The organism is Geobacillus sp. FJAT-46040 (genome assembly GCF_002335725.1).
Lineage (GTDB): Bacteria > Bacillota > Bacilli > Bacillales > Anoxybacillaceae > Geobacillus > Geobacillus thermoleovorans.
Window position 1 is genome coordinate 49,723 of sequence record NZ_NISS01000001.1, and the last position, 11,653, is coordinate 61,375.

At 56.5% G+C, this 11,653-nt stretch carries 13 protein-coding genes; 10 read left to right on the forward strand and 3 right to left on the reverse strand.

The window, feature by feature from the left end:
- The first annotated feature begins 253 nt into the window (after nt 1-253).
- From yutH to thrB, 5 genes are all read left to right on the forward strand, one after another.
- Nucleotides 254-1,255 carry a spore coat putative kinase YutH gene (gene yutH / locus CD000_RS00280; RefSeq protein WP_096224631.1) on the forward strand — a complete coding sequence of 334 codons (1,002 nt, stop codon included), beginning with the start codon at nt 254-256 and terminating at the stop codon, nt 1,253-1,255.
- Nucleotides 1,256-1,401: 146 nt separating this feature from the next.
- Nucleotides 1,402-2,376, forward strand: coding sequence for a 2-hydroxyacid dehydrogenase (locus CD000_RS00285; protein ID WP_011232435.1), 975 nt, complete (start codon nt 1,402-1,404; stop codon nt 2,374-2,376).
- 92 nt (nt 2,377-2,468) lie between these two features.
- Nucleotides 2,469-3,767: a homoserine dehydrogenase gene (locus CD000_RS00290; RefSeq protein WP_096224632.1), complete on the forward strand. Its 1,299-nt coding sequence runs from the start codon at nt 2,469-2,471 to the stop codon at nt 3,765-3,767.
- Complete coding sequence (thrC, locus tag CD000_RS00295) at nt 3,767-4,828, forward strand: threonine synthase (protein ID WP_096224633.1); 1,062 nt, start codon at nt 3,767-3,769, stop codon at nt 4,826-4,828. The genes CD000_RS00290 and thrC overlap by 1 nt, the downstream gene beginning before the upstream one ends.
- Entirely contained in the window at nt 4,825-5,739 is a 915-nt protein-coding gene (thrB, locus tag CD000_RS00300) for a homoserine kinase (protein WP_096224634.1), read from the forward strand. The genes thrC and thrB overlap by 4 nt, the downstream gene beginning before the upstream one ends.
- Before the next feature lie 236 nt (nt 5,740-5,975).
- On the opposite strand, the gene CD000_RS00310 is transcribed toward thrB, so the two are convergent.
- Entirely contained in the window at nt 5,976-6,218 is a 243-nt protein-coding gene (locus CD000_RS00310) for a NifU family protein (RefSeq protein ID WP_011232431.1), read from the reverse strand.
- A 93-nt stretch (nt 6,219-6,311) separates the two neighbouring features.
- Between CD000_RS00310 and CD000_RS00315 the strand changes: the two genes are divergently transcribed.
- Nucleotides 6,312-6,665 carry a YuzD family protein gene (locus CD000_RS00315; RefSeq protein ID WP_011232430.1) on the forward strand — a complete coding sequence of 118 codons (354 nt, stop codon included), beginning with the start codon at nt 6,312-6,314 and terminating at the stop codon, nt 6,663-6,665.
- A 38-nt stretch (nt 6,666-6,703) separates the two neighbouring features.
- Here the strand turns inward: CD000_RS00315 and CD000_RS00320 are convergent, their stop codons facing one another.
- Entirely contained in the window at nt 6,704-7,774 is a 1,071-nt protein-coding gene (locus tag CD000_RS00320) for an NAD(P)/FAD-dependent oxidoreductase (RefSeq protein ID WP_011232429.1), read from the reverse strand.
- A 171-nt stretch (nt 7,775-7,945) separates the two neighbouring features.
- On the opposite strand from CD000_RS00320, the gene CD000_RS00325 reads away from it, so the two are divergent.
- From CD000_RS00325 to CD000_RS00340, 4 genes are all read left to right on the forward strand, one after another.
- Nucleotides 7,946-8,185 (forward strand): YuzB family protein, encoded by a 240-nt coding sequence (locus tag CD000_RS00325; protein WP_011232428.1) that lies wholly within the window; start codon nt 7,946-7,948, stop codon nt 8,183-8,185.
- 133 nt (nt 8,186-8,318) lie between these two features.
- The gene (gene dapF, locus CD000_RS00330; RefSeq protein ID WP_096224635.1) at nt 8,319-9,197 is read left to right on the forward strand and encodes a diaminopimelate epimerase; all 879 of its coding nucleotides are present in this window, start codon (nt 8,319-8,321) and stop codon (nt 9,195-9,197) included.
- A 151-nt stretch (nt 9,198-9,348) separates the two neighbouring features.
- On the forward strand, nt 9,349-9,714 hold the full coding sequence (locus CD000_RS00335; RefSeq protein WP_011232426.1) for a HesB/IscA family protein: 366 nt from the start codon (nt 9,349-9,351) through the stop codon (nt 9,712-9,714).
- 220 nt (nt 9,715-9,934) lie between these two features.
- Nucleotides 9,935-10,237 (forward strand): LapA family protein, encoded by a 303-nt coding sequence (locus tag CD000_RS00340; RefSeq protein ID WP_011232425.1) that lies wholly within the window; start codon nt 9,935-9,937, stop codon nt 10,235-10,237.
- A 161-nt stretch (nt 10,238-10,398) separates the two neighbouring features.
- On the opposite strand, the gene CD000_RS00345 is transcribed toward CD000_RS00340, so the two are convergent.
- Nucleotides 10,399-11,397, reverse strand: a complete 999-nt coding sequence (locus tag CD000_RS00345) for an NAD(P)/FAD-dependent oxidoreductase (RefSeq protein ID WP_011232424.1) — start codon at nt 11,395-11,397, stop codon at nt 10,399-10,401.
- Nucleotides 11,398-11,653 lie beyond the last annotated feature (256 nt).

Here is an 11,653-nt window from a genome sequence, read left to right on the forward strand (position 1 = left end):
TATATATGTATCATGTCATAAATAAGTCCGTCATATAAAGAAAAATGCTCATCGGCTTTTTTGGCGCCCGCTGTCATATATAAAAAGTAGCCCTCTTTTTCCGCGGCCATGCGTTGGCTGATCAACATAGGCGCGTGAATGGGGCCGTTTCATGCTGGAGCGGAGGCGGAATCGGCTCATTGATGGGGCGGCGATGAGATGAAGGTGTGGAACGAGCGGAATTGACTGGTTTCGGCAAAAAGGAGGCGCGGCGATGGAAGAATGGGTGCGTGAACAGTATGGCATGCGCGTCGAGAGGTTGGAGCGAAGCGGACGGCATGCGGCCTTTTGGCATCGGCAGGAGCGTTTTTTGCTCGTTCCCGCCGATGGGCAAAGCGAAGCGGAAATGGAAGAGCGCCAGCGAATGAGCCGCTATTTGCGGGCAAAAGGAGTGGACGGCGTCGGAGAACTGGTCAAAACGACGTCTGGAACGTATATCGCTTCCTATAATGGACAGCCGTTGGCGCTCGTTCGCGCTCCACTTCCGGCGGCTCGCTTTCGTTCGCTCGGAAGGGAATTGGCGGTGATGCATGAATGCGGGAGAACATGTCCATGGCCGATCGTCGCCTGCCGGCGCATCGGCCAATGGCGGGAGCTGTGGGCGAAGCGGATCGATCAAATGGAGGCGTTTTGGTCGAGCAAGCTCGCTTCCGGGCCGTCGTCGCTGTTTGATCGTCTGTTTATCGAATCGTTCCCGTATTATTTAGGCTTGGCGGAAAACGCGGTGCAATACGTGGCGGACACGGAGATTGACGAAGAACCAGGGCGCATCGATTACGCGGCATTTTGCCATGAGCGTCTCCCCGAGGCGAAGTGGGTTGGGGGGATCGAAGCGAAGCTGCCGACCGACTGGGTGTATGACCATTGCGCCCGCGATTTGGCGGAATGGGTGCGCCATTTGTACGAAAAGAGCGGACTTGGCTGTCAGCGGGCGGTGCGGCAGTTTTTTCAAGAGTATGAACATGCGGCGCCGCTGTCGCCGTTTGCTTGGAGACTCGTTTACGCCAGGTTGTTGTTTCCGCTTTCCTATTTTGAATGTGTCGAGGCATATTATATCGCTGTGGATGAGAACGAACGGACAAGGCGGGAGGGGGAGTTGCGGCGCTTGCTCGATCGATCGCATGAATATGAACGATTTTTGGCCGCGTTTGCCAAGATCGCCGGCATCTCGAACCGCATCCGCCTGCCGGCGGTCGAGTGGCTGCCGCCGGCGTAACGCAGGGAAGACAGCTTCCCGCTTTTTTTTTGGCCTAAACGAAAAAACGACCGCTTCCCTGCCGTTAAACCCTAAGGACAACTTCCCGTTTTTTTTCGGCCAAAGTTGTGATAAGATTTAGAAAAAACGATGCGGGAGGCTGCACCATGACGAAGCCGTATGTATTCATTACGCGAAAATTGCCCGAGGACGTGGTCGCGCCGCTTTTGGCCATCGCTGAAGTAGAGATGTGGCCCCATGAAGATATGGCCGTGCCACACGATGTGCTCGTGGAAAAGGCGAAAAGGGCGACGGCCATCTTGCCGATGGTGTCTGATCCGATCGATGAAGACGTCTTGTCCGCCGGTTCGGCGCTCAGAGTCGTCGCCAATATGGGCGTCGGCTACGATAACATTGATGTAGCGGCGGCGGCCCATCGAGGCATTCTCGTTTGCAATACACCTGATGTATTGACCGATACGACGGCCGATTTGACGTTTGCGCTTTTATTGGCCACCGCCCGCCGCCTTGTCGAAGCGGCTATGTTTTTGAAAGAAGGAAAATGGAAAAGCTGGAGTCCGTTTTTGCTTGCGGGCGCCGATGTCCATCATAAAACGATCGGCATCGTCGGCATGGGGAACATCGGCCAGGCAGTGGCGAAACGGGCGAAGGGGTTTGACATGAACATTCTGTATTACAACCGCTCCCGCCGTCCGGAGGCGGAAGAGAAGCTTGGCGCCGTCTATCGTCCGTTCGCCGACTTGCTTTCAGAGAGCGATTTTGTCGTCTGCTTGACGCCGCTCACCTCCGAGACGCGCCATTTGTTCAACCGCGAGGCGTTCCGGCAAATGAAGAAGTCCGCGATTTTCATTAACGCGGCGCGCGGAGCGGTCGTCGATGAACAGGCGTTGTATGAGGCGCTGGTCGGCGGGGAGATCGCCGCGGCGGGATTGGATGTATTTGAACACGAGCCGGTCGCGGCCGATCATCCGCTCGTTTCGCTTCCGAACGTCGTCGCCTTGCCGCATATCGGCAGCGCCACGTACGAAACGCGGCGCGCCATGATGACATTGGCGCGCGACAATATCATCGCCGTGCTCGAAGGACGGCCGCCGCTGACGCCTGTGAACCGGATCTCATAAAAATTTTCATTGCCAAATGGCCGATCGTCTTTTATAATGTCTACTATAAAAATACAAATGTCTACTGTACGTAAACAGAAGGGGCGGGAATCATGGAAAAACCAATTTTGGTCGGATTGTTAGGATTAGGAACGGTCGGGAGCGGCGTGGTCAAAATTATTGAAAACCATCAGGAAAAGTTGATGCATCAAGTCGGGTGCCCGGTGAAGGTGAAAAAAATCCTTGTCCGGGATGTACAGAAACCGCGTGATGTCGCCGTTGACCCGTCGCTCCTTACGACGAGTGCGGCTGAGGTGATTGACGATCCAGACATTGATGTCATCATCGAAGTGATGGGCGGCATTGAGGAGACAAAAGAGCTGCTATTGCGGGCGCTGCGCCAAGGGAAGCATGTCGTGACCGCCAATAAAGACTTAATGGCCGTCTACGGGTCGGAGCTGCTTCGGGTGGCGGTGGAATACCGCTGCGATTTGTTTTATGAAGCGAGCGTCGCCGGCGGCATTCCGATTTTGCGCAGCTTGGTTGACGGCTTGGCGTCGGACCGGATTACGAAGCTCATGGGCATTGTGAACGGGACGACGAACTACATTTTGACGAAAATGTCGCAAAACGGCGCTTCCTATGAGGACGTGCTCGCTGAAGCGCAGGCGCTCGGGTTTGCGGAAGCCGATCCGACGTCAGACGTCGAAGGGCTGGATGCGGCGCGGAAAATGGCGATTTTGGCCCGCCTTGGCTTTTCCATGGACATCGACTTGGACGATGTGCAAGTGAAAGGCATCACTCAAGTGACGGAGGAAGACTTGAACTACGGGAAGCGGCTCGGCTACACGATGAAATTGATCGGCATCGCCCAGCGCGACGGGCAGAAGGTCGAGGTGAGCGTCCAGCCGACGTTTTTGCCGGATTCGCATCCGTTGGCGTCCGTGCACAACGAATACAATGCGGTGTACGTATACGGCGAAGCGGTCGGAGAGACGATGTTTTACGGGCCGGGGGCCGGGAGCTTGCCGACGGCGACGGCGGTTGTCTCCGACTTGGTCGCGGTGATGAAAAATATGCGCCTTGGCGTCAACGGCCGCTATGCCGTCGCGCCGCAATATGAAAAGCAGTTGAAGACGCCGGCGGAAATTTTCTCGAAATACTTTTTGCGCATTCATGTCAAAGACCAGGTCGGCGCGTTTGCCAAAATTACGACGCTGTTTTCCGAGCGCGGGGTGAGCTTTGAGAAAATTTTGCAATTGCCGCTGAAAGAGGATGGCCTAGCGGAAATCGTCATCGTTACGCATGACGCCTCACAGCAAGACTACGAAGACATTTTGCAGCAGCTCGGCGATTTGGAAATCGTCGAACGGGTGCAAAGCTCGTATCGAGTGGAAGGAGAGAAACGGTAATGGCATGGAAAGGGCTGCTTGACGCCTACGGCGATTTTTTGCCGCTCTCTGCGGCGACGCCGAGGCTGTCGCTTTGCGAAGGGAATACGCCGCTCATCCCGCTGCCGCGCTTGTCGGAGGAGCTCGGCATTGCGCTCTATGTCAAGGTCGAAGGGGCGAACCCGACCGGTTCGTTTAAAGACCGCGGCATGGTGATGGCGGTGGCCAAGGCGAAAGAGGAAGGAAGCCATACGATCATCTGCGCCTCAACCGGCAATACATCGGCTTCAGCGGCCGCCTACGCGGCGCGCGCCGGCATGCGCTGCCTCGTCGTCGTTCCGAACGGCAAGATCGCCCTCGGCAAGTTGGCGCAAGCCGCCATGTACGGCGCGGAAATTTTTGCGATTGACGGCAACTTTGACGAGGCGCTGAAGATGGTGCGCCGGTTGAGCGAAACGGCGCCGATTACGCTCGTCAACTCGGTCAATCCGTACCGGATCGAAGGGCAAAAAACGGCGGCGTTTGAAGTGTGCGACCAGCTTGGGCGCGCCCCGGACGTGCTCGCCATTCCAGTCGGCAACGCTGGCAACATCACCGCCTATTGGAAAGGGTTTAAGGAGTACCATGAAGCGAAAGGAACGGGCCTGCCGCAAATGCGCGGCTTTGAAGCGGAAGGAGCGGCAGCGATCGTCCGCAACCGGGTGATTGAACAGCCGGAAACGGTGGCGACGGCGATCCGCATCGGCAATCCGGCGAGCTGGGAAAAAGCGGTCGAGGCCGCCAACGAATCGCGCGGAAAAATCGATGAGGTGAGCGACGCAGAAATTTTGGCCGCCTACAAGCGGCTCGCCCGGACGGAAGGCATTTTTGCCGAGCCGGCATCATGCGCGGCCATCGCCGGGGTGATCAAGCAGCGCGAACGGAACGAAATCGAACGCGGCAGCCTCGTCGTAGCGGTTTTGACCGGCAACGGCTTGAAAGACCCGGCCATCGCCTTGGAGACGGCGGCGATTGAGCCGGTCGTGCTGCCGAACGATGAACGAGCTGTCTTGGAGCATTTGCAAGGGGTTGTCCGCACATGAAAGAAGACGAGATGTTGAAAATCGTCGTGCCGGGCAGCACGGCGAACCTAGGGCCCGGGTTTGACTCGATCGGGCTAGCGGTCAATCGCTATTTGACGCTTGACGTCCGCTTGGCGGATGCGTGGTCGTTTGCGCCGAAAACGGCGGAAGTGAGCGGCATTCCGCGCGGGACGGACAATTTGGTGTATCAAGTGGCGGCGGAGACGGCGCACGTTTACGGCCGCCGGCTGCCGAGCTGTGCAGTCGATGTGTACAGCGACATTCCGTTTACGCGCGGGCTCGGGAGCAGCGCGGCGGCGGTCGTCGCCGGCATTGAGCTCGCCGACGCGCTGCTTGGGCTTCAGTTGCCGCGCGAACAAAAGATGGAATTGGCGACCCGATACGAAGGACATCCGGACAATGTCGGCGCCTCGTTGTACGGGGGGCTTGTCATCGGCTGCTGCCGCGAGGCGGGCGTGGATGTCGTCCGTATTCCACAATTGGATGTGGAGCTTGTCGCTATTATTCCGGAGTATGAACTAGAAACGAAAAAAGCGCGCGGGCAGCTGCCGGAACAATGGCCGCGGGCGCGCGCCGTCGAGGCAAGCGCCGTCAGCAACGTTCTCGTCGCCGCGTTGCTCACGAAAAACTGGGAGCTTGCCGGCCGGATGATGGCCGCCGATCTGTTCCATCAGCCGTATCGGAGACAGCTCGTTCCGGAACTCGAGCGGGCGGAGGCGCTCGCTCTTGAATACGGAGCGATCGGTGCGGCACTGAGCGGAGCGGGGCCGACGGTGCTCGTCTTTGCCGAACCGGGCCAAGGAGAGCGGCTCGCGCGCCGGCTGCGCCCGCATTTTCCGACGTGCGAAATCGCGCGTCTTTCCGTCGAGCCGCGCGGCAGCCGCGTCTACAAGCTGGCGCTTGAAGCTTGAACCTTCTTGGGCGCCGGCGCGAACAGAAGTCCGTTCAGCGGCCTGGCCGTTTCGCCGCCGCGCTTGGGAGCGGGCGAAAGATATGACGGTTTTCCTTGCACAATTGGAAGGAAACGAAAACGGAGAAGCGCCCGATCAGGCGGGTTGTGGCTGCCCATCACCAGCCTTCCCGTCGGCTCGCCGCCCCGCTGGCGATAAAAAAATCCGAACAGCGGCCGCTGTTCGGATTTTTCATATTAAAACACTTGTTCCACTTCGACGACGCCCGGCACTTCTTCAAACAAGGCGCGCTCAATTCCGGCTTTGAGCGTAATCGTCGAGCTCGGGCAGCTGCCGCACGCGCCGAGGAGGCGAAGTTTCACGACGCCGTCTTCGACATCGACGAGTTCGCAGTCGCCGCCGTCGCGAAGCAGGAACGGACGCAGTTTATCTAAAACTTCTTGCACTTGTTCTTTGATTTCTTGATCCGTCATTTCCATCGACTCCTTTCCTTAGTTTTTATTATAATCATAGTGACAAAAAAAATCTAATGATAAATTTTGCTTTTGCAAATTTTGCAAAGGGTGACAACGATGACATTCAAGCCGGTTGAAATTTGTGTGTACGGGGCCGACGTCATTTGCCCGGCATGCGTGCAGCTGCCGTCGTCGAAAGAAACGTACGAGTGGCTCGAGGCCGCGCTGCGCCGCAAGTATCCGGATCAGCCGTTTGTGATGACGTACGTCGACATTTTTGCGCCGCCGGCCGATGACGAGGAGAAGCGGGAGCTCGCGCAGACGATCGTCGAAGAAGATTGGGTGTATCCGGTCGTGGTGATCGAAGGAAACGTCGTCGCCGAAGGCAACCCGCGGCTCAAAGCGATTTGTGCAGAAATGGAAAAATTCGGGTATCAACCGTCGACGCCGGAAGGGAAAAAGGCGGAATGAACTCCGCCTTTTTCGCCGAATAAGGGCCAGTTGTGCTGTCAGTACCCATGGTGATGCTTGTACATCCACAAAATGCCTGATTTCAACAAACGCGGTACCCGGCCGGTGAGCGGGCGGTCGGCGAGCAAGCCGAAGCCGTGCTTTTTGCCGAGCGAGCCGAGAATGCCTTTTAATTTGATCGGCGGGAATTCGCTCGGTGGTTCTTCGCCGTTCCACCGCTTTTGCAGCACTTGGACGATTTGCTCGGCTTGCGCTTCAGCGAGCTGGGCGCTCGGGGAATGCGGCAGGCTCGCACAGTCGCCGACGACGTAGGCGTTTTCATAGCCGGGGATGTGATGGCGCTTCGTCAGCACCACGCGGCCTTGCTTGTCCTTTTCGACATTCAGTTCGCGGACGACGCGGTTGGGCTGAATGCCGGCCGTCCAGACGATGACGTCGCACTTGACCGGCTCGTCGTGGTTGTACAAGACGCCAGGTTCGACTTTCGTGACGTTGGAGTTGCGGACGATTTCCACCTTGTGTTCAACGAACCATCCTTCCACATAATCGCTCAACCGTTTCGGAAACATCGGCAAAATGCGCTCACCGCGGTCAAACAGCTTGATGTGCAAGTCCGGACGGCTCTCCGCCAGTTCGCTGGCCAGCTCGACGCCGCTCAATCCCGCGCCGACGATGCCGACCGTCGCTTTCGGCGGCAAATTGTTCAGCGCTTCATAGGCGGCGCGCGCCTTATCGATCGACTGGATGCTGTACGTATGCGCCTCGGCGCCCGGCACCCCGTGGTATTTGTCTTCGCAGCCCAATCCGATCACGACATCATCGTAGCGGACGCTGCTCCCATCCTTTAAATGGACGAGCTGCTGGTCGAGATCAATCGAGACGACTTCGCCGAATTGGTACACAAGCTGCGGATGTTCCGGAAACGGGACGCGGATGTGATGGTCGCTGACCGTTCCCGCGGCCAAGGCGTAATATTCCGTTTTTAAACAATGGTACGGAACGCGGTCGATGAGGATAATATGAATGTCGTTTGGCAATTCGTCCGGGAGGAGGCGCTGCAAAATGCGCATATTGCCGTATCCTCCGCCAAGCAATACAAGTTGTCTCATCGTGAAAAATCCCCTTTTGTCGAGTTTCTAAAGCCGACAATGCCATAGAAAAGTATAACGAAATTGTGACAAAAGAACAATCATTTTTCCGCTTCCTCGATCGAACGAGCATGTTCATTGACGCCGCGCCGGAAAACCGCTACGATGGGAAGCAGGAAGGTGAACATGCGCATGATGTTGCCAATCATCGAATTTTGCATCAGCAACTTAGCCAGCGGGTCGTACAAAGCAATGGAAATGTTGGAAAAGGATCCGAACTTGGACATCATTGAATACAGTTGCTTAAGCTATTGCACACGCTGCGCGGAAACGCTGTTTGCGCTCGTCAACGGCGAGTTTGTCAGCGGCGAAACGCCTGAGCAGCTCGTGGAAAATATTTATCGGCATCTCGAGGAAAACCCAATGTTTTAACGAAAAAAGGAGGATGTCCGCGATGCGGCATCCTCTTCAATGTATAATGAAAAAACGGGGGATATTCCCATTGTGTCCAGGAGATGCCGCCATTATACATGCGAAGCGCAAAAAATGTTCAGGAGGGAGTCATGTGCGTTCTTTTTCGTTTACGAAAATGCATGGATTGGGTAATAGCTACATATACGTTGATCTGTTCCGGGAAACATTGCCCGAGGAGGAGCTGCCGGCGATCGCCCGCAGCGTCGCCGATGTCCACACAGGCATCGGCTCCGATGGCTTGATTCTCATTTGTCCATCGGAGAAAGCGCCAGTCAAAATGCGCATTTTTAACAGCGATGGCTCGGAAGGGAAAAACTGCGGCAACGGCTTGCGCTGCGTGGCGAAATACGCGTACGAGCACGGCATCGTCAGCGACCGCGACCGCACCTTTTTGATTGAAACGCTCTCCGGGCTTGTCGAAGCCCGTGTTGCAGTAGCAGATGGCGAAGTGACAAGCGTGACGGTCGATATGGGCGAGCCGCGCCTTGAGCGGAGCGCCATTCCGATGCTTGGTCCGGAAGCGGAGCGGGTCGTCGCCGAGCCGTTTGCCATCGCTGGGGGCGAATATGAAATTACGGCGGTGTCCATGGGCAACCCGCATGTGATCTTTTACGTTGATGACATCCAAAAAGCGCCGGTGACGACGCTTGGCCCGCTCGTGGAAAAGGACCCGCGCTTTCCGGAAGGGGTGAACGTCGAGTTTGTCGAAGTGGTGAACGAGCGCGAGCTTCATTTCCGCGTCTGGGAGCGCGGCTCCGGCGTGACGCAGGCGTGCGGGACCGGAGCGTGCGCGGCGGTCGTCGCTTCCGTGTTAAACGGCAAAACGGCGCGCGGGGAGGAAACGGTCGTCCATTTGGCCGGCGGCGATTTAACGATCGTATGGGGGCACGACGGGCGCGTGCGCATGACCGGTCCGGCGGAGACCGTGTGCACCGGCGTTTATTACTACCGAGGCGGGCGGAACGGTTGAGCATCGAAAGGCAAAGACGGTATACTATGAAGTAAGATCGGAATCATTCAAGGGATTCGCCCCATCTGAGCCGTCGGGTGAAAGCGGGCGAACCTGTCGAAAAACGGCCAAGCTGTTTGGCCAGTGTCAACCGTTAAAGGAGGGATCATGGATGGCAGAGGCAGTTATTACGCTGACAGAAGCGGCAGCGTTTCAAATCAAAGATATGATGAAAGAGCAGGAAGAAGAGGGCGCGTACTTGCGCGTCGGCGTCCATGGCGGCGGCTGCAGCGGGTTGTCGTACGGCATGGGCTTTGACCATGAGCGGCGTGAGGATGACATCGAATTTGAGCAGCACGGCATCAAAATTTTGGTGGACCGCGACAGCGCGCCGATTTTGCGCGGAACGGTCATCGACTATAAACAGTCGCTGCTTGGCGGCGGGTTTACGATCAACAATCCGAACGCCATTGCGACATGCGGCTGCGGCTCCTCGTTCCGCACAGCGACCAATGCCGGCACGCCGGAGCAATGCTAAGCAGGCGGGATGACGTCCATCTGCCTGGCAGAGGAAAACGGCCTGCCTTGCCGTGACGTCGGGCTCTTGAGAAGGCCGGTTTTCGCCGCACGGCCGGTTGAAAACGCGGGCGTGTACCGACTGGCGAAATGTTGGAAGGGTGGTCTTTCCCTCACGAAATTGGGGAAAACGGCCGCACTCCAACATCGGCCTTTTCGGGAGCGCCAAAGGAGGAGAAACGATGAAAGGACAAATCAATGTCATCTTGGCGCTTGTCTTGGCGCTCATTGTGGCGCTGCTGGCGGTGGCGAATGTCGAGCAGGTGACGATCCATTATTTAGTCGGCGAAACCCGCTTGCCGCTCATTATCGTCATTTTAGGTTCGGCCGTCCTTGGCGGCCTTGTCGTCGGCATGCTCGGATGGGTGCGTTTGTTCAGCCTGCGCCGGCAGGTGAAGCTACTCGAGAGAGAGCGGGAGGAATGGACGAAAAACAAGGCTGGGAATACTGATGGCGAGTCGGTTTCGCTGGAGCGAGAGGGATGAGGCATGAGTATGGCGCCCCCAACAAAGAGGGGCGCCTTTTGCTTGAAAAACGGGTGTGGACGGGGCGGGCTATATGAATGGCTCCAATCAGTCGGGATGCGGCGTTAAGGCGAAATGCCGAGCGCCCCTTCGCTTCCGCTTGTTTTCCCGACGGAGCGCCATTAAAACAGCGATGTCGAGTGCGCCGGCTGCATCCGCGCCGTCGGGTCGATGTACGTTTTGGCGCTGCTGATGGCGATCGGCGCTTCGCCAAAGCCGCAGGCGATCAGCTTGATTTTCCCGTCGTACGTGCAAATGTCGCCCGCCGCATACACGCCGGGGATGTTCGTTTCCATCCGCGAGTTGACTTTGATCGCATTTTTTTCGATGTCAAGCCCCCAGTTTTTGATGGGGCCAAGCGAAGAAATAAAGCCGTAGTTGACAATGACGGCGTCGACATCGATCGTTTCTTTCGTTCCTTCTTTCACATGCTCGAGGATGACTTGGCGGATGGCGTGTTCATCGCCGACGAGTTCAACGGGCACAAACGGCGTTTTCACTTGCACGCTGGACTTCTTGAGTTGCTCGACGCTATGTTCATGGGCGCGGAATTTGTCGCGGCGATGCACAATCGTGACGCTTTGGGCGATCGGTTCGAGCATGAGCGACCAGTCAACAGCCGAGTCGCCGCCGCCGCAGACGAGCACGCGCTTTCCGGAAAACTGCCCCAAGTCGTTGATGAAGTAATGTAAGTTTTTTCCTTCATAGCGGGAAGCGCTTTCGATTTCGAGCCGACGCGGCTGAAAGGCGCCGTTTCCGGCGGTGATGATGACCGTTTTCGAATAATGGATTTGTTGATTGGTGACGAGTTTAAACGTTCCGTCCTCCTGCTTTTCGAGCGTGTCGACCGACTCGTTCAGGCAGACGGTCGGCGAAAATAGGTCCATCTGCTCTTTCAGCTGGTTGACAAGCTCTTGGGCGCGCACTTTCGGAAATCCGGCGACATCATATATGTATTTTTCCGGATATAACGCGGCCAGCTGCCCTCCAAGCTGCGGAAGGCTTTCGATAATTTTGACTTTCATTTGCCGCAAGCCGCCGTAAAACGCGGCAAACATCCCGGTCGGCCCGCCGCCGATAATGGTGACATCGTAGACGTTGCGATCTTCTTTCACCGACATCCCTCCCTGCGCGAAGTCATGGCATTACAAGTTTATCTTACCATAAATGGGCGTGGTTATAACGATCTTTTTTGTTGGACGAACAGAAAAAAAAAACTTGAAAAGGGAAAGAAAAAGGACTAATATGTTTTGTGGAGAGATTGTTAATTTTTTGTGACAGTTCCTCGACATTTTTTTAGCGGTTAACGTGAATTATTTCACAAACTTCGCTCAATAAAAACGGGGGCGGCCGCAAATGCTATAACAAATGAATGAG

Coding starts and splice junctions, on each gene's coding strand:
- CD000_RS00320 (WP_011232429.1), bottom strand. CDS start 7,774: ATGAGACAACTTGTATTGCTTGGCGGAGGATACGGCAATATGCGCATT.
- CD000_RS00290 (WP_096224632.1), top strand. CDS start 2,469: ATGGAAAAACCAATTTTGGTCGGATTGTTAGGATTAGGAACGGTCGGG.
- CD000_RS00345 (WP_011232424.1), bottom strand. CDS start 11,397: ATGTCGGTGAAAGAAGATCGCAACGTCTACGATGTCACCATTATCGGC.
- CD000_RS00335 (WP_011232426.1), top strand. CDS start 9,349: ATGGCAGAGGCAGTTATTACGCTGACAGAAGCGGCAGCGTTTCAAATC.
- thrB (WP_096224634.1), top strand. CDS start 4,825: ATGAAAGAAGACGAGATGTTGAAAATCGTCGTGCCGGGCAGCACGGCG.
- yutH (WP_096224631.1), top strand. CDS start 254: ATGGAAGAATGGGTGCGTGAACAGTATGGCATGCGCGTCGAGAGGTTG.
- CD000_RS00310 (WP_011232431.1), bottom strand. CDS start 6,218: ATGGAAATGACGGATCAAGAAATCAAAGAACAAGTGCAAGAAGTTTTA.
- CD000_RS00325 (WP_011232428.1), top strand. CDS start 7,946: ATGATGTTGCCAATCATCGAATTTTGCATCAGCAACTTAGCCAGCGGG.
- CD000_RS00285 (WP_011232435.1), top strand. CDS start 1,402: ATGACGAAGCCGTATGTATTCATTACGCGAAAATTGCCCGAGGACGTG.
- thrC (WP_096224633.1), top strand. CDS start 3,767: ATGGCATGGAAAGGGCTGCTTGACGCCTACGGCGATTTTTTGCCGCTC.
- CD000_RS00315 (WP_011232430.1), top strand. CDS start 6,312: ATGACATTCAAGCCGGTTGAAATTTGTGTGTACGGGGCCGACGTCATT.
- CD000_RS00340 (WP_011232425.1), top strand. CDS start 9,935: ATGAAAGGACAAATCAATGTCATCTTGGCGCTTGTCTTGGCGCTCATT.